We start from the raw sequence: 24234 nt of genomic DNA, 5'->3' as shown, positions 1-24234 counted from the left end.
TAAATGAATAAATAGCAGGTAAATAAATAATTATTAGTTTGATAAGGGAGAGTTGATTTTAAATGAACTGCTGCAGGAATGAGGGAATTTTGCAGCAGTTCAATTTTCAGCTTTATGTATTTAGAATCATGGTTATTGTGGTTTCCTTAATTTTGGAATTTTACAAAATCAAGGTAGAAAGCAGGGTTACCTATGTTGAATCCTGTTGGTACAACTGCATTAGTTTTTACACCGACAATGGAATAAGTACCGGGAGTAGAAAAATAAAGTACTCGGTTTTGATCTCTTGGTGACATCATCTGAACATCTGCAACGTTACAGTAAGTCCTCCAAATCTCACCTATTCCATTTATATAAAATCCATAATCATTACAGCCTGATTGTATTGTTACCCCACAACGGAAAAAATACCATCCTTTGGCAGGAATAGTTACTGAAATTCCCGTTGGAAGAAGGCCTCCCGGACTTCCGGTAAAAGGATTTACCAGTGTTCCTGAATATGATGTCCAGTTGTTGGCAAATGCGGTGGTAACCGTAGAAGACCAGGTGGCCAATCCATCAGCATCACTGGTTAGTACATACCCCAGCTGCTCTGTACCGTCTTTAATCTGTAGCGCACCGTTGGTGGTTCCATTGTCTATAACAATTTTAGAATTGGCGGCTCCGGCAGGTACCGTATTGGTTCCGATCAAAACTTTTCCGGTTCCGTTGACGCTCAGGTTATTTCCGGCAGTAGCAATATTAGTGGGTTGGGATAGAGTACCTCCTAATTTAACATCTGTGCCCGACATGGAGAGACCATTACTCGCTGTTATTGCACTATTGGCTATTGTAATTTCCCAAGTGTCTGCAGCTCCTGTAAGTCCTGTATTAATTAGCTGAACACTTTGATTCGCTGGTACTGTAATACTCGCACTTCCATTAATGGTTTCCGGGGCAGCAGAATTTACCGTTATGGTAAAGTTTGTATTATTCTTGACCGTATACATTCGTCCCTTAAAATTTCCCACTCCGCTGATGGCTGCCGGAAGATTGAATACCGCATTGGCGGTACCATTATAAGAGACATGAAAATCCGACGAATTTAAATTGTAAACGGCTGCAGTTACTGCAAGATAATGGGCAGCTATAGAACCATTAACATCCATTGTAGATCCAGGATTTGGAGTATTTATTCCTACATTTCCAGATTGTGCAAAAATGACAGATGAAGTCACCAGCCCCACTATTTGTCCTAATTTTGTAATTTTTTTTAGCATTATTTTCAGTTTTATTTCAGTTTTACAGATTAGCTTTTATCTTAATTTGCTATGTATTACATAATGAAATTGTTTTATAATGGGTTAATTATATGTTACTTAATGTTTAAAAAATTATGAATTTGCATGTTTTTTGCTTAAAAATTTTAAACATCTTTATTCATAATGTAAAAATATAGAAATATTACTACAGAAAAGAGAGTGTTTCGTAGAATAAAATAAAGAAGCATGTAGAAAATTTTCTACATGCTGTGATTTATAAAAGGCGTATGAATCAGGAAATATAAGTTTGATATAATTTGATAAGGTCGGCTAGATTCTTGGTTTTTAATTTATTGTGGATCCTTTTTTTATACGTGCTGATCGTTGGCATCTGTATCCCCATCTTATTGGAAATTTCTAAATTGCCGTTACCCTCTACCATTAAAATAAAAATTTCGTACTCTCTCGTGGATAGATTTTTTATAGAATCTAATGGAGATTTCTGAAGCAATTGCCGTACAATAGATGGAGGATAATAAAAGCCTTCAGAAAATATTTTGTTTACGGCATCCGAGATTTCCTCAGATTTGCTGAGCTTGCTGATGTATCCGTTAGCGCCTTCTTTGATATACTGTACGGCTACTTCTTCTTCATAAGCCGAAAATATCAGTATTTTTATTGCAGGATCCAACGCCTTAATTTCGGTGATCATTTTTTTATTTTTGCTTTCCGGCATATTGATATCCAGAATAACAAGATCGTATTTCCGTTCTGAAATTTTTCCAAGGGCTTGAGGATAATCTTCAGCCTGGTCTATAACGACCCCCGGAATCCGTGACTCTAAAATCATGCTTGTACCTACCAGAACAATGTCGTGATCATCAGCAATAAGAATATTCTTAATCATTTTTTTTATTCGTTAAAATCAGTTTGAATGAAGTTCCTTTTAATTTATTTTTTTTAAAGACAATTTTCCCTTCTATCATTTGCAGAAGCTGTAAAACAAGGTGAAGTCCCATCCCGTATTTTTGCAGCAATAATTTTTCATTTTCAATATTGTCCTGAAGCTTTGTATAATATTCTATCTTCTTTTCGTCCATCCCAATTCCGGTATCTCTTATCAACAGGGTAATGGTGTTTCCTTCCGCATGGCTTTCTATTGTGATGAAGCCGTCTTTTGTGAACTTTACAGAATTATCCAGTAGATTATGAACAATTGCAGACAGGATATTCTTACTGATCCAGACCCATAGCGTTTTGTCTACATTATTGATGATGAGGGTGTTGTTGTTCTCTGCGATAGCATTGAAAAGTATTTTCTTTTCCTCTATCAGCTTATGCAGAGAGTAAAGCTCTGTTTTATCAGACCGGTGATGCGTATAGATATCCGCATATTCTTTCAGGGTAATAGTAAAATTATATAACTGATCCGAAGATTTGTAAATAGAGTTAAGGATCTTTTCACGATGCTGTTCATTAAAGCCATTCCTGTTCAAAGCTTCCTTTGCGGTGAGTGCAATAAACTTTACCGGAGTTGTAATGTCATGGGTAATCGTTCCGATGAGTTTTTTTTGCTGTTCAATTTCTTTATGGAGTTTTATTTTTGTAATCTCTAGTTTTTCTACAGTATCAGAGAGGCTTTTTGTGCGGGAGTTTATAATTTCTTCCAGTTCATGGTTTTTCTTTTCCAGGAAATGTATTCTCCACTTGACCAAAAAGTACAGCAGCAGCAGGATTATGGATGAAAGAAATATTTTAAACCATACCGTCTGATAAAAATAAGGCGGAATGATAATATGTATTTTTTTATAAATGTATTCTCCCTTATCGGAAATGAGTGTTCTCACTACGAAAGAATGATTTCCGTAAGATAGGTTTGAAATGGAAAATTTTCCGTCTTTTCCTATAGGCTCCCAGTTGGCGTTGGGTATTCCGCTCAGCTTTGCTTCTATAATTAGATTGTCGGGATTTGAATAATAGGGAACATCAATAAAAATATCAATACGATTGGATTCTGGTTTTAAATTGAGTACTTTATCGAAATATTGTTCTTTGTTATCGATAACGGCCCTTTCTATATAAACGTTTCCGGGATAATAGCTTTTTACTTTCAATGGATCGAAGAAAACCAGACCATCTAAAGAAGGAAGTACAAATTCTCCATTTTTTAGCCTGTTACCACATACATTACTACCGCCATTGAATTCGTTGGTTTTGAAACCTGAATCTTTTGAAAAACGGTAATAATTGACTTTTAATTTCCTATTCCGAACATACTGAAGCAACTGGCTTTCCGGAACTCTGTAAAGTCCGTTGTTGGTAGGGATCCAGAAAAATCCGCGTGAATCCTCTAAAATGGTATGTGAAGAAGAAATATTGTTGTTGGCATCATAAGGCATTTTGATCAGGCGGTTGTTTTTCAGCAGATAAAAGCCTTTCCCTAAAGTGGTGATCCAGAAATTACCGTCTTTTGACTGTATAATACTGCGGATTGACAGCTCGTTGCCGGGATTTAGCTGGAGTATTTTATTGGTTTTTAATGATACTTTGTACAGTTCTTTCGTGGTGCCTACCAATATATGTTCTTCATCAAACTTCAAGGCTTTGACAGGCTCATTATTAAAAAAAAACTTTTTTTTCAGTGAATTGAAAGACAGGTCCTCATAGATCAGAAGGAATCCGCTGTAGGCAGGAGTTCCGCTTTTTTTAGGCTGCAGTTCTAGGGCATAATACCTCTGGGTGTCCAAGAAGAAGTCTACTAAATCGAATTTTTTTTTAAAAGTACTTTTCGTATAATAAGATTTTTTCTGATAGGTTATCAGATCGCTTGCCTTACGCGCAATGATGTTTTCTTTCTCATCATAAGCCATGAAGAATGGAACGATACTGTTAAATTTTTTGTCTTCTACAAGTCCGTTACGGTCATAGATCTCTCCGAAAGTGGTAATAACTGAAGAATGACTGTAAGGTAAAGTATTATAAAAAACAGATTCAGGTTTTGAAGGGGGTCTCTGGATGGTAACAAAATCTGGAAAACTGATAATCTGCAGGCCGTTGGTACTGCTTCCCAGATAAAGCTTCTTGTAAACTGTATCATAATATATGCTGATGATATTTTTTGCAATATCATCAAGCTGTACAAGTTTTGTTACTTTTAATGTGTTTCCTTCATATTGGCACCTGTAAATGCTGTTTTTATTGATGATAAAAACCTGATTATTAATCAGGCTCCAGTACACCTTGCTATGGATGTCCGTCAGTAATGGCTCATGGTAATAATCAGCGATTTTTCCCTTTTCTATTTTTTGAATGTTTTTTGACTGATAATCAATAAAGAACACTGATTTATCAATTACAAAGATTCTGGCAATGTTCTTATAGAATGCCTTGATATTTAGATTCTTTTCTTTTTTAGAAGTGGCATCTATATATTGAAGAGAGTTCTGCTTTATAAAATAGGTACCTTCTTTAAGGGGAAAATACAGATTCATGCCTGGCGATGTAGTGTAAGTGTAATTGGAGCTATATAAAAAGTAATTCATGTGGTCTTTAAATATAAAATGCGAATTCTTTTTTATGGAGCGTATTACCTTAGGGGACTTTTGGTGTATAAGCACGGTTTTTGCGTAATCTGCTGTAGTATAGATGCTGTCTTTTTCGGGGGAGCCGTAGAAATACCTAAACCGTTGACTGTTTAGCGGAAGATTCCTGTAAACCAGGAATTTCATTCCATCGTACCTTACAATTCCGTTTTCAGTGGTCAGCCATATAAAACCATATCTGTCTTTAATAATATCTTTTACACTGTTCTGTGGAAGCCCGTTGTCTGTATTATATGACTGAATGTTATATTGTTGGCTGTAAATAATGAAAAAAAAGAAGAACAGAAAAGCGGAAGTATATTTTTGCACAAATCTTTTTATTTTAATGGTACGGCAAAGTTATTACTGAATTTGTAAAAACAATATCAATAAAAGGTTTTTTTTTAACATTTGGCAAAAAAAAATAAAATAGAGTATTGTCTGTATTATTTTTCGGTTGACAGAATTTTAAGTTTTTTGGTTTCAGGTATTTAACAGTTTTCTATTCTCGTTAATTAGCTTTGGGAGGTGGTGGAGGTGGCGGATTCATCTTGTTGATCTCTTCTAGGTTCGGCGGAACAATATGTTCCAGGACAACCGTTTTCCTGAAAGGAAACTGTTTTTTTGAAAGCTTCTCATGATAATCAAAATAATAGATATCTTGATTATAATATGAGGCTTCGATAATCAGTAAGCCGTTTTCATCAAAATAATCTTCAGAAATTGTATGCTTTAAAACACCTTTATTGTCAGCGGTAGCCTTCTCAACTATAATACCGCCTTCTTTGGTGTCTTTAATGAAGATCACGCTAACATTGGGCGCATGTTGATTGCTGTCAGTCACAAAACTGAGTTCCAAACTGTATTGCTTTTGTGCCGGAACATATAAAAAGCAAAATGAAAAAAATAGAAATGACAGAATTTTCATAGCAGAAATTTATGTTAAGTTAGAATAATTATTCCGAATTATAATGTATATTGCCCATCTTGAGATTGATTTTCATTTCAGGGGTTGTAAAGCCTATTAAAATTATGTATAACATGGAAATTGACATTTTTTTTACCATGAAAAATTATGTACTTAGAAAAAACTAACGATTATTGTTTTCAATATGTGTGTCTGAACAGGAAAATATACTTACACTGAATGAAATCCTGGAGTTTTCTTAGATTTTTGTAATTTCAAATAAAATTAGTTCTCTGTATTTATCACCTGTTTACTGTTATGAGAAGACAAAAATTACTTTAACTTTGCAAAGGAATGATATAGACATTAGCATGATTTTGGTAATGTGATGATGGCGTTAAAAACTAATACCTGCAGACTTAGATAATCAGAAAACTATTTTAGCTGATAAAAAGATATGAAATATAAATTCTTAGATTTTAAATTGAGAAAAGTTGTTCATTACTCATTAATCCTGTGCATATTGTTGATACAGGTTATTATAGCCATTTTTTTTTACAACGAATTTGTCAATGAAAAAAAGCTTCAGTTTATTAAAAATCAACTGGACGAAAGTAAAGCATTGGGCGGTTTAACGGATAATTCGAGGAAAGATTTTATGGATGCACAGAATTACTTTCAAAAGTATGTGATCAGCCAGGATGACAAAGATCTGAAGCTATACTTTGAATCTCTTAAAAGATTAAATAGCAATTTCGAAAAAATAAATGATTATGGAGATACAAATCTGGGACTGAAAAATAAACTGGCAAAGCAAAAAAAAGATACTCTGAAAATTGTAAAGCTACAGACGATTATAGACTCTGTATATCAATATTCTTTGAAACCGCCTGTAACAATCATCCCGGATCAGCATTACGAGCTGGAAAGGTATAAAAACATGGACGACTTTGAAGATCTGAACATACAAACCCAAACCTATTCAGATACCATCAAAAAGAAAGGCCTCATGGGGCGTTTAAAAGACGCAATATCAGGTAAGGTAGATGTACAAAAGGAAAGTACCGTGATTACCATGACCAATAAAAAGCCGGCTAATCTTTCTAAAATAAAACTTAGGATGGATAGCCTGGCGAAATCTATGGATAAATATTATACCACCGAGGTTAAAAAAATTCAGCGTTCTACAGTTCAGAAGCAGCAATCCATGGCAGAAAGCCAGCGTGAAAATATAAAGTTCTACAGTAATTTCAGTAAATTATTGGTATACAGCAACGGACTGATCAATGTTTACGAAAAAGCTATTAAAGAATTTAAATCCGATTTAGAAAAAGAATATAACAAGCAGAGCTCCAGGAACAACAGAATCAGGACCTATCTCGTACTGGGATTAATGGTCTTAATGTTTATTGTATCCATTCTGATTATGTATTTTACAAGAATAGCATTCATATACGAAATGAAGCTTAATGCCGCGAATAAGGAGATTAAAAAGAGTCTTAATTTCAAAAACAGAATTCTTGGAATGCTGAGCCACGAGCTGATGTCGCCTCTGAAGATTATCAATATCTTTATTGATAAGATCAACAGGACCACAAAAGATGAGACCACCAAAGACTACCTTAAATCAATAAAGTTCACCAACAGCACCTTGCTTATACAGTCCAACCAAATTCTTGAATACACAAAAAACCAGGAAGTTGAGAAAAAACTGGTGAAAACCGTCTTTAATCTTAAGGATGAGATAGGGTCTATTGTAACAGCCATTACGCCTTATATAGAAACAAGGAACAATAAATTTCTGGTAACAGACAGAATTCCTGCGGATTTAGTTGTAAATTCAGATAATATAAAAATTAACCAGATATTTATGAATATCCTGGGAAATGCCAACAAGTTTACAGAAAACGGACAGATCGATCTTTCTATGGCAACTGAAAAAGTAGATGAAAATACCATTTCTCTGATCACAACAGTAGGGGATACCGGTGTAGGAATTTCAGATTCTGATCTGGAGAAAATTTTTGAACCCTATTATCAGGGGATGATCTCTGATAAGATTGATAATTTCGGGGCCGGATTGGGATTGAATTTATGCAAAGAAATCATAGAGCTGTTTAATGGAGAAATATCAGTTTCAAGTAAGCTGCATAAAGGGACAAAGGTAACATTCAGAATAAATTTAAGCATTAATCATCATGGAAGCACCAACTGAAAATAAAGAGATTATATTTCTTTTAGCGGATGATCACAGTATCGTTCGCCAGGGAATTGCGATTCTCATCGATGAAATTGTTCCAAATTCTAAAGTTTATCAAACCTCATCATCACAGCAGATCGTAGAGCTGGTACAGTCAAAAGGAGTGGAAATAGCTATTATTGATGCTCATTTTCCGGACGGCAACAGTCTCCATGTTTTACCATTGATGAAAGCTGTGAATCCGGATATTAAAATTTTAGTTTTCACAGGTCTGGAAGAAGATTTGCATGTGCTGAAATTTATTAAAGCCGGAGCCAGCGGATATGTAAGCAAATTAAGTGAGGAAGAAGAAATAAGACAGGCAATTTCAGATATTGTACATAAGGGAGAATATTTCTCTCCGCTTTCTCGTAACTTGATGCTGCAGCTGGTTCAGAATCCGGATTTAATCAACCCGCTTAGCCGTTTAACCAAAAGAGAGCTGCAGATTGCAGAAATGTATGCAGAAGGTTATGGCAACCTGGAAATTGCAAATGATCTGGATATAAAACAGAATACTGTGAGCACCATCAAGAAGAATATTTTTGATAAATTAAAAATAGAAAACCTTGTCGAATTGATCGATCTCATCAATACTCATCACAAAATATAGGATTTTCTAAGATTCGTTCCTCATTTCTCCCCTGTTAAAGCATTTTATCGATAAACATCTATGGCTTTATCGATATATATCGATGTCAACTATAAGAAATATTTCCTCCTAATGTTGTTACTTTGTCTCAGTAAAATTAACCAAAGATACTTTCTGATTTTAGTACAACGGTAAGTTTTATAACACACACACATAAATGATGAGATAAATATAAGTGTATGCATGGCCTTGAAGAAACTTCTCGAAAGCTGATTATTAAAAACACAAATTAATATAGAGAAGCAGGCTTGGTCTTTGTAGGTCATTTTATACATAAAAAAGGGAGACAATAGTCTCCTTTTTTTATTGGGGTAATGCCAGGATAGAATTACACCCGGGATAAACTTTTATTTGAAAAACATCTATGGCTTTATCGATATATATCGACGCTAATTACAGAGAATATTATTCCTTAATGTTGTTACTTTGTCCTAATAAAATTTACCAAACGGAATATATTAACTGAAAAAGTTTTTTATTACAAACGGTAGACTTTATTAGAACACAAATGATGAAACAATATTAGGTATGAATGATCTTTAAGTAACTTCTTAAACACGACTTAAAAAAACACAAAATTAATATAAAGAAGTTTATAGATCATTGATACAGAAAAAGGGAGGCAATTAGCCTCCTTTTTTATTGAGCGGTAATTCTGAGCACTTCATATACTTTTTGTTTTTCCAGAGTGGATTAAATAAAAAAAACTTCGTCTGGTAAGGGGGTTTGGAAATAAATACATAATTTCGCATCATGAGAATATTTCTTTCGGCACTACTGTGCTTTCCTCTTTTATTCTTCTCACAAACAACAGCTAAAGTAGTTGGGATTTCAGACGGAGATACAATTACGGTCTTACTGGACGGAAATGTACAGAAAAAACTTCGGCTGGCAGAGGTAGACTGCCCCGAAAACCGGCAGCCATTTGGAAAAAATGCGAAAAAGTTTACCTCAGATCAGGTCTTTGCAAAGCAGATCAGGTTTATAGAAACCAATAAAGACCGCTATGGACGTTCAGTAGCTAAAATATACTATGACAATGGAAAATATCTTTCCGCAGAAATTATAAAAGCCGGGTATGGATGGTGGTACTATTCCTATTCTAAAAATGCTGATCTGGGAAAAATGCAGGAAACGGCAAAAAATAAAAAGCTAGGACTCTGGCAGGATAAAAAAGCAGTCTCTCCCTGGGATTTCCGTAAAGAACAGCGCGAAAATGCTAAAAAAAAACGGCTTCAAAAACAACTGCTGGAACATCAGGTACAAAAAGAAAAAGAACAGGGCTTCGGGAATAATAAGACGGTATAAAATAAGAAACCGCTGCAAAAAAGAGCAGCGGTTTCCTTATAATCAACATAATAATAAACTAAGACTCTGTCTTTAACAGTCCTAAATTAAAAGCTGCAGGTTCCTTTCCGAAAAGACACGAGAAAATATTCTGAAACTCATGGATATATTTGCATTTAATGGAGTTTCCATATATTTTCAAACCCTCAAGGATTTTCCTTGAACTTAAATCAATATCATATTTAATAAATGGTTCGGGTCTTTCATAACGGATTCTTTCATTTGAGCTGTAGGTTCTCAGGAACCCAAATTTTTCAAGCCATTCCTCTGTTATGCAAATGGGTTTAAGAGAATCTGCCGGAACTGAAATGCTGTGGATGTCATTTTCTATTTTTACAAAATAATCGTGACCTCTACCCTGAAATATTTCAGTGATGGTGTAAATCTGATTTTTGTACTCAACTAAGTTTTTAATTTTAAGATCTGCTGCATTCATAATATTTTGAGTTTAGAAAGGTGTGTTTGTGAATATTTAATTGCAAATATTATGCCCTGACTAATAGTAAATATCCTGTATTGTTAATGTTTTTATTAATTTTTAACATAAATAATTAATTATATGTTAAAATAATACTGAAATTAACTGAATTGATAGAAAAATAGAATATTTTGTGTGGTACCTATGTGGTATCTATTGTTTCGTTAAAGAGTTTTAATATCTCTTAATCTTCTGTTCCAAGCAGATCTGAAATAAAATTTCACATTTATCTCAAAATAAACCATTATAAATAAAATGAATACTGGAGAATAAGAATATTGCCATTTTCAAAGCAGCAAAATCAGAGGCCGGATATTATACATTCAATTTCGGTTAAATTGGATGTTTTCCCGTATCCTAATGCATCATTTCATGTACTTTGATGAGCTCGGCGATATTCGAAACATTAAGTTTTTTAAAGATTCTTTTTTTGTAGGTACTTACGGTAGACATCTGAATGTCCAGTTTATTCCCGATTTCAAGATTTCCGGACCCTTTGGCCAGAAGTTTAAAGATTTCATATTCCCTTGAAGACAGCTTTTCTGCAGGATTACTTTTTTTATTCTGGATAATAAGCCCGATCAGTTCACTGGGATAGTAATAACCCTTCTGAATGACTGATCTTACAGCTTCCCGGATTTCTTCTTCACAACCCTGTTTGCTGAGATAACCTTCAGCACCTTCCCGAATATATTGTATCGCCACATCCTTACCATGTCCGGAAAAAACAAGGATTTTAAGATTTTCCTGGATACTTTTAAGCTCAGAAATCATTTTTTTATATTGTGTTCCCGGCATATCAATATCAAGAAGAAGGAGATCATAAAGGGTCTCAGATATCTGTTCTTTTACCTGGTCATAATTTTCTGCAAAATCTATTTTGAGCTTCGGATAGGCAGACTCTAAGACCAGAGCAGCTCCTGCTCTTACTACATAGTGATCATCAGCGATTAAAATTCTTTCATTCATATAAAATTTTTAATAGGAGTTGTTTCAACGAATACTTCCTTTGAAATACCTGCATTTGAATTTGATGTTAGCGGATATTTCAATTCCGTACCGGTGGTTATCGGGGTTAGTTTTTGATTATTTTGAAAGGTATGAAAGCGGAAGGTTGTGCTTGCGGTTGCTATAATAGCTGTAATTTTTTTTTGAACAGCTTCAGCAATGAGCCCTGTAAAATCATGATCATCCTTGACAATAGCTTTTGCATCATTCTGCAGAAATCCGTTGTCAGTAATAAACCTCGTGAAAATATGACGCTGTTTGTAAATGCTTGAAAACATAATTACAAAAAACAAAGTCCGGGCTTTCATAAATACATAAATGATCTATGCTTTCCGCTTGATTAGGGCGAAAATTTATTAATAATAGTCATTATACAAGCCGAAGTTTTTTAAGTGTTGGGAATACTGAATGCATTTCTTTTCATTAATTTTTTTGTGTTTGATGTCTTGCCGTTAAAACAAGTTGAATTTGGACTGTAAAATTAGTAATTTTATAAACATAAATTACCATAGCGAGATGTATTTGATATGAATTTTATCTAATAACCAGACACATTAAGCATAATTTTATATTTATTTTATCTTCACGCAGTGAAATAGTATGATTTTTTTAATCATAATGCTGCTCAGAAAAAAATTAAAACAAAAGCCTCCCCGAAAAAGGGAGGCGAATAAAAATTGACTGTATATTGAATAAAATTCAATCGCTATTTGTTATTTTCAAGCCATTTCAGCCTGCGCTGGTCGGGAAGATGTTTTACCGTGAAGTTTTCAAAGGCTGCAGTAAAGCCGTTTCCATCCGGACAGGCAGCCATTAAGCCCACCATTACAGGGGTGTTGTCCTGTAAATACGCATTGCGCATCATTGTATAATTCTTGTCATCAAAAGAATAAAATATTTCTACAGCATCCAGTCTTCTTACGGCTTTTATCCAGACTGCAGAAGGAGTGGTGTTCAGTGTAATAACACTCCAGTCGCTTGTTCCATGCGTAACTACAGTACTGAGGTTGTATTTACCATCTACGAATTCAATACCCGCCTTTATGTAGTTCTCTTTATCAGTCCTTAGCATAAGCCCCGTCTGGTCAAATCTTGTCTTATAGTTTCCACTGATCTTTACCTTCGCTTCAAATTCTCCGCCATAGGTCGTATAATAAAAAGGAGCATCATCTACTGTAAATCCATAATGGGAAATCCTCCAATAATCACTTTGTGGCGTAACATTCATTAGCAGGCTGTTGTTTTTAATTTCCCATTTTTCAGGCTCATTAAACCAGTTCATCTTTTCCAAAGTCTGTGAAAGCGTTTTCTCGGCCATAAGAACAGCACAAAAACTTAAAATCAATCTCTTCATCCTCTTAGCTGGGTGTAAATTATTATTTTAGCAAAAGTATAACTATACCCATATTTCATCAATACTGATAAATAACCATTTATGGAAATCGTAGAAAAACTGAATAGCCGGCTTTTGGACAGATCATCTCAGAAATGCAGGCTTGATATAGAAGAGTATAAACAGAGAGCATCGATATATTCCCAGATGGAAGGTGCTATATCTGTTTTGAGCGACATGCAGGCAGATAAAAGTTATGTGTATAAATCTAAAGCTGCATGGGAATTAGGTTTAAGTATGGAGGAAAACCCGTCAGAGATCAATTCTATCTGGGAAGAAGAGATCATTAAAAAGATACATCCGGATGACAGACTCAAAAAATATATCCATGAACTGCGGTTTTATGAAATGATGGATTCTATGGATACAGAGCTTCGGGCGGACTATTCTGTACTTTCTAAAATCAGAATGAAAGATAAAAATGATGAATACAGGTTTGTAAAGCACCGGATGTTCTATATTTATTCTCCCGATAACGGAAAGCTGAGATTTGCATTTTGTCTTTATCATATTGCGCTGGATCAGACGCAGCTTCAGGTTTCCGATTTTATGATCATTAATACAGCTAAAGGTGAAATTATTGTAAAAGATAAGCTCAACTATCAGAATATTCTCTCAAAAAGAGAACTGGAAGTTTTAAAATATGTAGGCCAAGGCTATGCCAGTAAAGAAATAGCAGATTTTCTGTCTATAAGCATCAATACAGTAAGCAGGCACCGCCAGAATATCCTTGAAAAACTGAAAGTGAAAAATTCTGTACAGGCATTTAAAGACAGCTTTTATTAACGGTGGTTCTTTTATAGGGCAAACTCCGGAAAGTTCACCATGCTTTTTTTATTCTTATGTTTAATTTTATAGATTAAATTTTTACTATAAACAAATGATGATAACAAATGAAAAGAAGTGAAGAGATCACCAGGCAATATTTTGATTTTATTGAAAAGCATATTCAGGATGTAATTACCGGAGCTGTTCAGGAATTTATGGAACTCAATGAAATTGCCGGCCAGCTTGCTGTTTCACATCAGCACCTCACGGATACTATAAAAAAAGAAAAAGGACAGCATCCGTGCTATTTTTATGATGAGAAAATCATAAACGAAGCCAAGGAGATAATAGTAAACTCAGATCGGTCTATTGCAGAAATTGCAAGAATGTTTACCTATGACCCGTCCAACTTCTCCAAGTTCTTTAAAAAGATGACAGGAATTACACCGGGAGCATTCAGAAAGAAGAGTAGATTACAGTGATTAAGATTCAGTATTTTTTCCGTGAGGGACAAAATAGCATAAAAATTCCTTTTTATAATTCCTGGATTTTAATGAATTTTAACATCCAAAAAACATATCTGAAAAATAAGATTTTAATAATGAGACAATTGTGAAATATTTGTCCTTTTTTTTGTGATTTATTTGAAAATAGTGATTTATTGTTGTATTTTTTTTGTTAAATTTAGATTCATTAAAAAAAATAACTAAACCCTTGAAATACTCAACAGCTATATGGATAATAAAGTGATTTGATTATCAGATCATAAAGTAAAACGTCTTATATGATGTATAATATTTAATATAATCGATAGATTTTACAAGCTTTAAATAATCATATATTTGTTTCTTCAAACAACTAAAACATACACTAAACACTAACAATTAACACTAACAACATTAAGGATGAGTATCGATTTTGAAACAGCAACTTTTAAAGATTTTGAGAATATTTCAGATTATGATATTGCTCAAAGAGCTAATTATTTTTATGAATTCCTTGACCATATGAAATCCAGAGGTCATATGAATTACAGACTGAAAAATACTTCAGGAAGCAATGCAACATTGAATATAGATATTGCAAACCAAAATAAAAATTATGTAAGTTTTGTCTCCAGCGATTATTTAGGATTTACACAGCATCCTAAAGTTAAAGAGGCAGCAATTGAAGGAATTGAAAAGTATGGAACAGGTACAGGAGCATCACCTCTGATAGGTGGATATTTTGATTATCATAATGCGATAGAAAAAAAGATTGCTGATTTTTTTGGAAGAGATGAGGAGGAAGTCATTTTGTTTACAACTGGATACGCCGCTAATAGCGCTACTTTACAGATTTTAATGCAGAAGGAAGATATCGCTATTTTAGACATGGGAGTACATGCCAGTGTACATGAGGGATGTGCTTTTACCAATAAAAAAACATTTCCGCACAATAATTTGGAAGCTTTGGAACATGTTTTGAAGGTATGTGAGAATACGTACCGTACAAAGCTGGTTATCTTAGATGGAGTTTACTCTCAGGAAGGGGACACTTCACGGGCTAAAGAAATATATGATCTTGTGAAAAAGTATAATGCTTATCTCATGGTAGATGATGCACATGGGGTAGGAGTGATGGGAAAAACCGGAAGAGGAGCTCTTGAAGACGACGGTTTATTGGATAAGATAGATTTTATAACAGGAACATGCAGCAAGACTTTTGGCAACCTCGGAGGATATGTGATTGCTAACAAAAAAATAACATCATTTCTTAAGTTCCAGTCCAGACAGCATATTTTCTCAGTAACAGCACCACCTTCTTCCTTCGGAATTTTAAAAGCAATTGATTTGATTGATGAAGAACCTTTCTGGAAAGATAAACTATGGGATAATATCAATTATTTTAAAACAGGGCTTAATGATCTTGGCTTAGATACCGGTATTACCTGCTCAGCTATTATTCCTGTGAAAATTGGAGATCAGAATAAAATGTGGGATATTGGGAGAATACTGCTTGAAGAAGGAGTCTATACAAACCCTATTATGTATCCCGCCGTAGCCAGAAAAGATGCACGTATCAGGATGACTGTAACAGCACGACACGAAAAAGAACATCTTGACAAAACACTGAATGTTTTTGATGATATAAATAAAAAATTGCATATTGCAAAAAAATAATAAATTATGCCCAGAAAAGTAGTCCAAGGCCCTATTAGGGACAAAGAAAAAACAAAACAAAAACTGCTGGCAGCAGTTGGTAAAATTTTGAGAGTAAAAGGTTACTCCGGTTTAAAAGTAAGTAAAATTGCAGCAGTAGCCGGGTTCGACAAGAAACTCATCTATGAGTACTTTGGAAGTACAGATAAACTTATTGATGAGTATATAAAATCCCAGGATTACTGGAGCAAGTTCAGCCCGGATATTGAGGAAGAAGTACAGGTTGGAAAAGTTAAAGAAGTCCTGATTCAGGGAATTCTCATGCAGTTTGAAAGTCTGAAGAAAAATAAAGAATTACAGAAAATTATTCTTTGGGAACTTTCCGAAAGCAAGCCGATACTTAAAAATATACTAAAGCAAAGAGAAGATGTAGCGGCCAATCTATTTGAAAATGTTACGGATCCTTATTTCGGGGAAAACGCTAAAAACGTAAGAGCTATGTTAGCTTTAATAGCGGCTGGAGTTTATTACCTGAACTTGTTCCCTGCATACAACGGAACAGAATTCTGCGGTATTGATATGAGAACTGATGAAGGAAGAGCCGAAGTGGAGAAAGTGATCGTTGAGATTATAGAACACTACTACAAAACGAAAAAAGCAAAAGAATAATGATTAAAAGTTTTCCAATTTTCCGAAAATAAATTTTTGTTGATAATTTGAAAACTTTTAATTTTCAGATTAAAACTATATTTCTTATTTTTGACCAATGGAAAATTTTATCGTATCTGCAAGAAAATACCGCCCCCAGCAGTTTGATACTGTAGTAGGGCAATCTCATATTACAGATACCTTAGAACATGCTATTGGAGAAAATCAGCTGGCTCAGGCCTTACTGTTCTGCGGTCCTAGGGGTGTGGGTAAAACCACATGTGCCAGAATCCTGGCCAGAAAGATCAATGAAAAGGATGGTTCAGTTTCAGAAGACGGCTTTGCTTATAACATCTATGAATTAGATGCGGCATCTAACAATTCCGTGGATGATATCAGGGAGCTGATAGACCAGGTCCGCTTTGCGCCTCAGGTAGGTAAATATAAAGTCTATATTATCGATGAGGTGCACATGCTGTCTTCTGCAGCGTTTAATGCTTTCCTTAAAACCCTTGAGGAACCGCCGGCACATGCTATTTTTATTTTGGCGACTACAGAGAAGCATAAAATAATCCCTACTATTTTATCACGTTGCCAGATTTATGACTTCAAGAGAATTACCATTGAAGATATTCAGGGACATTTAAGAAACATCGCTCAAAAGGAAAATATCCAGTATGAAGATGATGCCTTGTATCTTATTGCCCAAAAAGCCGATGGTGCCCTAAGAGATGCGCTTTCTATCTTTGACAGGCTTTCTACATTTTCCCAGAAGAACATTACATTGGCCAAAGCTGCCGAAGTGCTCAATATCCTTGATTATGATCAGTACCTCAATATAGTGGACCTGGCCAAGGAGAACAAAATTCCAGAAACGCTTTTCGCTTTCAATGAAATTGTAAAAAAAGGCTTTGATCCGCATATTTTTATTGCTGGATTGGGAAATCATTTCAGAGACCTTATGATGGCCCAGAACGCCAGAACAATAGAACTTATTGAAGTAGGTGAGAGGACCAAGGTGAAATTCGTAGAGCAAAGCCAGAAATGGAATGCCCAGCAGCTCATTGACGCCGTCGAGATCTGTAACCATGCGGATATTAATTATAAGAACTCCAAAAACCCAAGACTTACAGTAGAAATTGCACTGATGCAGCTGTCTTCCCTGACAGCCAATTTAGGTGATACTAAAAAAAAAAGTTCTTAATACTGGCTCCGTTTCTCAGTGAGAAGCAGGAAGTAAAAATACAGGAGAAGGCTCCCGAAAAGAAAGAACCCGTAGCAGAACAACCCGTTCAACGGCTTGAAACCGTTCAGGAAACCACTGTAAAAACAACAAAACCTTTATCAAGACAGGGAATCTCTTCAGGTTTCAGCATCAATTCTTTCCTCAATAAAGAAGAAAAAGTAGAGAAAGAAGAAGCAGTAGCCGTAAAAACAGAACATCTTCCCCAAAACCATTTCACAGATACGGACCTGCAGATGGAATGGAATCTGATGCTCAAACAGCTTCAGAAAAAAAACAGCTTTATCTTTAATGCTGTAAAAACATTCAAACTGATCAAGGCAGGAGAAAATACCATTAAAGTTCTGTACCCTTCAGATTCTGCCAAAGTTGAGTTTGATAAGATCGCCGGAGAATTTTTCAATCATTTTAAAACTAAGGTTCACAACCATGCTATTGAAATAGATTACCAGCGGGACTTTGACAACCTCAAAATTGAAGTGGTTACCAAAAGAAAAATATTCGAAAAGTTTATTGAAAAAAACCCGCTTTTAAAAGACCTTGATGATTTAATGAAATTTGACCTGACATAAATTATTGTATTTATCACAGTTTTTTTTTGTTAGATTGACTTTTTTTATATCTTTGTCAAAGATTTTTGTAAAAAATAAGTTTTTGACAAAAACAAATTAGATTTAAAAAACTAGACAACAGAAGTTTCAGACCCAAAGTGGAAAAATTATTCATCCCATATCTGTCTCATTTTGTACCCGCTAATTTCTTTAGCGGTTATTTTAGTTTTTCTGCTTTCTATTATAGAAATTTCAGAACGTATTATCGATTTTATTGGTACTGCTAACTGAATTTCTTTCCAAAAAATACAGGAGAATTAAAGTCCTTTTATTTTCCTGATTCCTTTAAAAAACTTTGAACGGCATTTTTTGAAAAGAATTATAAAAATCAATTTTATAATCAAAGGACTATTGCTGTTAATTCAAGAAAAATAAAAACAATAAATTTAAAAATATGAATTTAAAAGATGTAAAAAACGAGTGGATCAACGAGCTTTCGCAGCCATTAATGATCGCAGGGCCATGCAGTGCGGAAAGTGAAGCTCAGATGCTTGAAACTGCTAGAAGGATAAAAGAAACCAATGCTCAGGTACCTATTTTCCGTGCAGGGATCTGGAAGCCGCGTACCAAGCCGAACGGATTTGAAGGAGTAGGGGTTATCGGTCTGAACTGGCTGAAGAAAGTAAAGGAAGAATACGGATTCAAGACTGCTACAGAAGTAGCCAACGCCCACCACGTATTTGCAGCTTTAGAAGCAGATGTAGATGTCCTTTGGATTGGGGCGCGTTCTACAGTAAACCCTTTTACCGTTCAGGAAATTGCAATGGCTTTAAGGGGGACTGATAAGCCTGTATTTGTTAAAAACCCTGTAAACCCGGATCTTGCTTTATGGATCGGTGCGTTAGAGAGACTTTTGGGACAGGATATTAAAAATCTGGGGGTAATTCACAGAGGATTTTCAACGTACCAGAAAACAAAATACAGAAATAACCCGAACTGGCAGATTGCCCTTGACTTCAAAAGCCAGTTTCCTAATATTCCAATGCTGATAGATCCTTCCCACATCTGCGGAAACAGAACAGGTCTGGCTGATATTACACAGGAAGCATTCAACGTAGGATACCAGGGAGCAATTATTGAAACCCACTGCAATCCTGATGAAGCGTGGAGCGATGCTTCACAGCAGATCACTCCTGAGGTATTGGCAGAACTGATCGGAAACTTAAAAGTAAGAAATTCAGGTTTGGCAGGCTTCGACAATGAGATGGGAAGACACAGAACACTGATTTCTGATCTTGACTTCCAGCTGATCGAGCTTCTTTCCCAAAGAATGAAGATCTCCGAAAAGATCGGTAAGCTTAAAAAGGAAAATGATATTGCGATCTTCCAGCCTGAAAGATGGAAAGTGATCACAGAATATGCTACGCAGAAAGCCAGGGAAACTGGGATGTCTCAGGAATTTATTGAGAAAGTTTTCAAAGCAATCCACGAAGAATCTATTGAAGTACAAAATAGTATCATGATTGATAGATAATAGGATAATAATAGAAATTAGGGATTAGGGATTAGGGATTAGGGATTAGGGATTTAGAGCTGGAGAGACTTTCTTAAGGTTTTATATAAATAATGGAGCTTGAAATTTCATGGTCAGAGGAGAATTATTAATATGTTTTCAACTATATCCTGAACCCTACTTCCTAATTCCTTATATTTGCATCCATATTATCTATGAAAGGAAAAATCATTAAATCTACAGGCAGCTGGTACCAGGTTATGGAATTCGAAACAGACAAAATTTTCGAGGCCAGAATCCGCGGCAAATTTAAATTGATCAAGACCAGACTTACCAATCCGCTTGCTGTAGGAGATTTTGTGGAATTTCAGTTAGAACAGGATGACATCGCTTGGATCACTAAAATAGAGCCGCGTACCAATTACCTGATCAGAAAATCCGTTAACCTTTCAAAAGAGGCTCATATCATTGCTTCTAATATAGATCTGGCCTGTTTTATTTTTACCCTGAAGCACCCGGAAACTTCACTTGGATTCCTTGACCGCTTTTTGGCATGCTGTGAAGCTTACAATATTACTCCATTGATTCTTTTCAATAAAATCGACGTTCTGAACGAAGAGGAAATAGAGCTTGTGAAAGACATCGAATTTCTTTACCAGGAAATTGGTTATGATACTTTGGAAATTTCATCCTACTCCAAACTCAATTTTGATCAGCTTCAGGAACTTCTTAAAGATAAAACTTCTGTTTTTTTCGGGCATTCAGGATGTGGAAAATCTACACTGGTTAATGCATTACAGCCCGGTTTAAATTTAAAAACTTCTGAAATTTCAGACTCTCACCTCAAAGGAAAACATACTACAACTTTTGCCCAGATGCATTTTTGGGATTTTGGTGGTAACGTTATCGATACTCCTGGTGTACGTGAGTTTGCCATGATAGATATTGAGAAAGAAGAGGTGCAGCACTATTTTCCTGAGATCTTCAAAAAAAGGGAAGAATGTAAATTTCATAACTGTCTTCATATTAATGAGCCGAAATGTGCGGTTCTTGCTTCCCTTGAAACCGGAGAAATCCAATATTCCCGCTATGCCAACTATGTAAAGCTGATGGAAGAGGCTGAAGAAGCTTCCCAAAAATAGAACTTCCTCAGGTTTTTTATGTCTGTAGCCCTGATTTTTAATAATATAAACTTTTGCGGTAATCCCGACCAGATACTTTAGCATAAAGCTTAAGCATTTATAATAAAATTTACATTTTTTACAGCTGTCAAAAAATGATTTTTTTCTTAGAATAATATTTCTTTAGAATAAAAATGCTTCCACTTTTACAATAACTCTACTTTTTGTCTTAATTATTTTTGCCAAATATGACTATTTTGAAGAATTTGAATTCTGTTCAAAAATCGATCATGAAAAAATATCAAAAAATTACTTTTATTTCATTGATTGCAATTGAAGCAATAAGGTATTAATATGATTTTAATGTGGTTTTTAAATTATTAAATTCGCAATATAAACTTAATTTTATTGCAAATAAAAAACCCAGCCGAGGCTGGGTAAAAACTAATAACCATGAAAACTCAAATTAAACATGAGAATCGTAATAGAATTAACAATTACTGTGCCAAAACTTTTACGCCATTTCTTAATAAAAGTTATTTTTATGTTAAAAAAAAATTAAAATAAAAATGAAAGATATTTTTTGTAATTTTGCGGCATTAAAAAAATATACATTTATGTCTAACATTACATTCACTATGATTAAGCCTGATGCAGTAGCAGACGGACATATCGGTGCTATATTAGGTAAGATCGCTGAAGGAGGTTTTAAGATCAAAGCATTAAAATTAACTCAACTTACGGTTGCTGATGCTAAAAAGTTCTACGAAGTACATGCTGAAAGACCATTTTATGGTGAGTTGGTAGAATTCATGAGTTCAGGTCCTATCGTAGCTGCAGTTTTAGAAAAAGACAATGCAGTAGAAGACTTCAGAACATTGATTGGTTCTACAAATCCTGCTGATGCAGCAGAAGGAACAATTAGAAAAATGTTTGCAAGAAGCATCGGTGAAAATGCAGTTCATGGTTCAGATTCTGACGAGAACGCTCTTATCGAAGCTCAATTCCATTTTTCAGGAAGAGAGATTTTCTAAGAAAACCCACCTCAAAAAATATAAAACCAGAGAAGATTCTCTGGTTTTTTTATGCCAAAATGTCTGAAATGGCAGATTGTAAATCGTTACAATTGCTTTTTTGAGATATAATAATAAGAAGGTCTAATTTTAGAGAAATGGATTAAATCCGAATACCATAGTAAAAGAGGAAAATTTTGATATAGATTCTGAAATAATCTCTAATAAATTGTTGTATTTTTAGCATTATCATAAACGGAATACTTATTGTAAACTCCTTGAAAAGAAATGTTATGAAAATTCCAGCATTAGTAATGGCCAGTTTATTAGCCGTAAGTGTATCAGGACAGGCTACGAAGCCGGTTAAGAAAGCGAAAAAACCGGTAAGTAAAATTAAAAAAACAGAATCTCCCAAGCCGATAAAAACAGCCGAAACTAAGTTTGTTCCGAAGAAAGATACTATTCTTAGAGGCGGTGGTTACTGTCCGGCCTGTGGAATGGGATAAGATATGAAAAAACCGTTGTTAGGATTATCTATGATGCCGGAAGCAGATTTTGTTTCCGCTATCCTTCCTATTCTACAAAATAATTCTGTAGATGTATTGGAATGGTCTTTCGATACATTTTATGATGCACAGGAACCGGAATGGCTTTCCGGACTCTTGGATTTTTATTCAGCAAATAACAGGCTTCTTGGTCACGGTGTTTATTATTCTCTTTTTGATGCCAAATGGACTGAAAGACAGGAAGGCTGGCTTAAAAAATTAAAAGAGGAGTTCAGACATAGAAAATACAATCATATTACCGAGCACTTCGGATTTATGAATACTGAAAATTTTCATCAGGGGGTTCCATTGCCCGTACCACTTCATCCTAAAACACTTCAAATAGGGAAGGACAGGCTCAAAAGGCTTCAGGATGCTGTAGAAATTCCTGTCGGAGTAGAAAATCTTGCCTTTTCGTTTTCCATAGATGATGTGAAAGAGCAGGGAGATTTTCTTGATAAACTTATAGAAGATATTGACGGCTTTCTTATTCTTGATCTTCATAATATCTACTGCCAGTCATGGAACTTTGAGATCAGTATGCAAGAAATTATCAGACTGTATCCTTTGGAAAAGGTGAAGGAAATTCATCTTTCAGGTGGAAGCTGGCAGGAAAGTGCTTACGGAAAAAAACCGGTAAGAAGGGATACTCATGATGAAAGCATTCCAGAAGAAATACTAAATATACTTCCTGAAGTTTTATCCCAATGTCACAATCTGGAATACATCATTATTGAAAGACTGGGGCATACGTTAAATACAGATTCAGAGAAAGATGCTTTTTTTGATGATTTTAACCGTGTAAAAAAGATCATCCAGGCTTCAGATTCTCTCCCAGGGAATAAAAGGGTTTGGCATAAAAAAAATGAAGAACCTTCAGTACCTCTTGAAGATCTGCTGTTGTATGATGAGCAGACTGAGCTAACTAAAATGCTGTTTGATGGAATCCAGATTCATTCTGTAAAGAAACATGATTTTCATTATTTTAAACCTGAAAACTGGGATGAAGAAATGATTACGACTGCACAGCAAATTATCAAAAAATGGAACCCTTACTAATGACTTTTTTCAATACATCACAAATCAAAATATATGAAAATGACAACGGTATTTTTACTAATTACGGCCGTGCTTACGGCTTTGATCGCCGGGCTCTTCTATGCCTATTCATGCTCTGTGGTTCTGGGATTGGGAAAACTTTCTGATACGGAATATTTAAGGGCCATGCAGAGCATCAACCGCGAAATCCTTAATCCTGTGTTTTTTATGAGCTTTATGGGAACTGCTGTACTACTTCCGTTAACTACTTTTCTGTACAGGGGAGAGCAGCCGGGGTTTCTTTTTCTTTTGCTAGCAACTGCCGCTTATCTGATAGGTGTTTTTGGAGTGACCATTGTTGGAAATGTCCCTTTGAATGATATGCTGGATCAATTTGATATCAGTAACTCAACAGCAGAAGCAGTTAAACAGATGCGGGAAAGTTTTGAGAACAGATGGAACCTTTTAAATAACATCAGAACTGCATTTTCGGTAATAAGTATTGTTCTGGTCATCTGCGCATGTATCTGGAACGGGGAATTACCCAAATAATTTGATCTATGCGTAGAAATACTTAATGGTGAAATTCAGTATTTATACGGATGTCTTATATATGATTTTATTTGCAAATTTACATCAGCAATAGCACAAGGAATATTAAGCATTTAAAGTTTTAAGACAAAAACTAATAACCACATAAGCTCAAATTCCGCAAGAAGAAAGGCAGTCTCCCAAGGGCTGCCTTTTATTTTTTTAGACTGTTACCAAAGGAGTATTTTATTGATTCTCTACTTAATGCAATAAAAG

At 34.9% G+C, this 24234-nt stretch carries 23 protein-coding genes; 15 read left to right on the top strand and 8 right to left on the bottom strand.

Features of this window, described 5'->3' with window-relative positions; translation table 11 throughout:
* Positions 1-146: 146 nt before the first annotated feature.
* The 4 genes from V6R96_RS14940 to V6R96_RS14925 all read right to left on the bottom strand — a co-directional run bounded on the left by V6R96_RS14940 (position 147) and on the right by V6R96_RS14925 (position 5750).
* Positions 147-1259 carry a hypothetical protein gene (locus V6R96_RS14940; protein ID WP_336379320.1) on the bottom strand — a complete coding sequence of 371 codons (1113 nt, stop codon included), beginning with the start codon at positions 1257-1259 and terminating at the stop codon, positions 147-149.
* A 274-nt stretch (positions 1260-1533) separates the two neighbouring features.
* Positions 1534-2148: a response regulator transcription factor gene (locus V6R96_RS14935; RefSeq protein ID WP_111952892.1), complete on the bottom strand. Its 615-nt coding sequence runs from the start codon at positions 2146-2148 to the stop codon at positions 1534-1536.
* Positions 2141-5152, bottom strand: coding sequence for an ATP-binding protein (locus V6R96_RS14930; RefSeq protein ID WP_336379321.1), 3012 nt, complete (start codon positions 5150-5152; stop codon positions 2141-2143). The genes V6R96_RS14935 and V6R96_RS14930 overlap by 8 nt, the downstream gene beginning before the upstream one ends.
* 181 nt (positions 5153-5333) lie before the next feature.
* Positions 5334-5750 (bottom strand): hypothetical protein, encoded by a 417-nt coding sequence (locus tag V6R96_RS14925; RefSeq protein ID WP_336379322.1) that lies wholly within the window; start codon positions 5748-5750, stop codon positions 5334-5336.
* 436 nt (positions 5751-6186) lie between these two features.
* Between V6R96_RS14925 and V6R96_RS14920 the strand changes: the two genes are divergently transcribed.
* From V6R96_RS14920 to V6R96_RS14910, 3 genes are all read left to right on the top strand, one after another.
* Positions 6187-7944: a HAMP domain-containing sensor histidine kinase gene (locus V6R96_RS14920; protein ID WP_223559718.1), complete on the top strand. Its 1758-nt coding sequence runs from the start codon at positions 6187-6189 to the stop codon at positions 7942-7944.
* A complete protein-coding gene (locus tag V6R96_RS14915; RefSeq protein WP_111952904.1) occupies positions 7928-8581 on the top strand; it encodes a response regulator transcription factor in 654 nt (217 codons plus the stop codon). Before V6R96_RS14920 ends, V6R96_RS14915 begins: the two co-directional genes overlap by 17 nt.
* 792 nt (positions 8582-9373) lie before the next feature.
* Positions 9374-9928, top strand: coding sequence for a thermonuclease family protein (locus V6R96_RS14910; protein WP_336379323.1), 555 nt, complete (start codon positions 9374-9376; stop codon positions 9926-9928).
* A gap of 58 nt (positions 9929-9986) precedes the next feature.
* Here the strand turns inward: V6R96_RS14910 and V6R96_RS14905 are convergent, their stop codons facing one another.
* The 4 genes from V6R96_RS14905 to V6R96_RS14890 form a co-directional block, all read right to left on the bottom strand.
* Entirely contained in the window at positions 9987-10403 is a 417-nt protein-coding gene (locus V6R96_RS14905; protein ID WP_111952910.1) for a hypothetical protein, read from the bottom strand.
* A 399-nt stretch (positions 10404-10802) separates the two neighbouring features.
* Entirely contained in the window at positions 10803-11414 is a 612-nt protein-coding gene (locus V6R96_RS14900) for a response regulator transcription factor (RefSeq protein WP_111952913.1), read from the bottom strand.
* Positions 11411-11731, bottom strand: coding sequence for a hypothetical protein (locus tag V6R96_RS14895; RefSeq protein WP_336379324.1), 321 nt, complete (start codon positions 11729-11731; stop codon positions 11411-11413). Before V6R96_RS14895 ends, V6R96_RS14900 begins: the two co-directional genes overlap by 4 nt.
* A 428-nt stretch (positions 11732-12159) precedes the next feature.
* Complete coding sequence (locus V6R96_RS14890; protein WP_111952919.1) at positions 12160-12807, bottom strand: DUF1349 domain-containing protein; 648 nt, start codon at positions 12805-12807, stop codon at positions 12160-12162.
* An 81-nt stretch (positions 12808-12888) separates the two neighbouring features.
* On the opposite strand from V6R96_RS14890, the gene V6R96_RS14885 reads away from it, so the two are divergent.
* From V6R96_RS14885 to V6R96_RS14830, 12 genes are all read left to right on the top strand, one after another.
* Positions 12889-13632, top strand: coding sequence for a helix-turn-helix transcriptional regulator (locus tag V6R96_RS14885; protein ID WP_336379325.1), 744 nt, complete (start codon positions 12889-12891; stop codon positions 13630-13632).
* Between the two features lie 107 nt (positions 13633-13739).
* Complete coding sequence (locus V6R96_RS14880; RefSeq protein WP_336379326.1) at positions 13740-14096, top strand: AraC family transcriptional regulator; 357 nt, start codon at positions 13740-13742, stop codon at positions 14094-14096.
* A gap of 423 nt (positions 14097-14519) precedes the next feature.
* Positions 14520-15776 (top strand): aminotransferase class I/II-fold pyridoxal phosphate-dependent enzyme, encoded by a 1257-nt coding sequence (locus V6R96_RS14875; protein WP_111952926.1) that lies wholly within the window; start codon positions 14520-14522, stop codon positions 15774-15776.
* Positions 15777-15782: 6 nt separating this feature from the next.
* On the top strand, positions 15783-16424 hold the full coding sequence (locus tag V6R96_RS14870; RefSeq protein WP_336379327.1) for a TetR/AcrR family transcriptional regulator: 642 nt from the start codon (positions 15783-15785) through the stop codon (positions 16422-16424).
* Between the two features lie 97 nt (positions 16425-16521).
* Complete coding sequence (dnaX, locus tag V6R96_RS14865; RefSeq protein WP_111952930.1) at positions 16522-17607, top strand: DNA polymerase III subunit gamma/tau; 1086 nt, start codon at positions 16522-16524, stop codon at positions 17605-17607.
* A gap of 275 nt (positions 17608-17882) precedes the next feature.
* Complete coding sequence (locus V6R96_RS14860; protein WP_111953579.1) at positions 17883-18218, top strand: hypothetical protein; 336 nt, start codon at positions 17883-17885, stop codon at positions 18216-18218.
* 433 nt (positions 18219-18651) lie between these two features.
* Positions 18652-19731, top strand: a complete 1080-nt coding sequence (locus V6R96_RS14855; protein WP_111952932.1) for a chorismate mutase — start codon at positions 18652-18654, stop codon at positions 19729-19731.
* 194 nt (positions 19732-19925) lie between these two features.
* Positions 19926-20852, top strand: coding sequence for a ribosome small subunit-dependent GTPase A (rsgA, locus tag V6R96_RS14850; RefSeq protein WP_111952934.1), 927 nt, complete (start codon positions 19926-19928; stop codon positions 20850-20852).
* Between the two features lie 596 nt (positions 20853-21448).
* Positions 21449-21865: a nucleoside-diphosphate kinase gene (locus V6R96_RS14845; protein WP_034707297.1), complete on the top strand. Its 417-nt coding sequence runs from the start codon at positions 21449-21451 to the stop codon at positions 21863-21865.
* A gap of 272 nt (positions 21866-22137) precedes the next feature.
* Entirely contained in the window at positions 22138-22350 is a 213-nt protein-coding gene (locus tag V6R96_RS14840; protein ID WP_111952936.1) for a hypothetical protein, read from the top strand.
* Positions 22351-22353: 3 nt separating this feature from the next.
* Positions 22354-23448 carry a DUF692 family multinuclear iron-containing protein gene (locus tag V6R96_RS14835; RefSeq protein ID WP_336379328.1) on the top strand — a complete coding sequence of 365 codons (1095 nt, stop codon included), beginning with the start codon at positions 22354-22356 and terminating at the stop codon, positions 23446-23448.
* A 33-nt stretch (positions 23449-23481) separates the two neighbouring features.
* Complete coding sequence (locus tag V6R96_RS14830) at positions 23482-23979, top strand: DUF1772 domain-containing protein (protein WP_223559706.1); 498 nt, start codon at positions 23482-23484, stop codon at positions 23977-23979.
* Positions 23980-24234 lie beyond the last annotated feature (255 nt).

Origin of the sequence: Chryseobacterium sp. CCNWLW53 (assembly GCF_037083525.1) — a bacterium.
In the GTDB taxonomy this organism is placed as follows: Bacteria; Bacteroidota; Bacteroidia; order Flavobacteriales; family Weeksellaceae; genus Chryseobacterium; species Chryseobacterium lathyri.
Note: the sequence above shows the minus strand (reverse complement) of the source record. Positions and strands in the feature narration are given on the sequence as shown.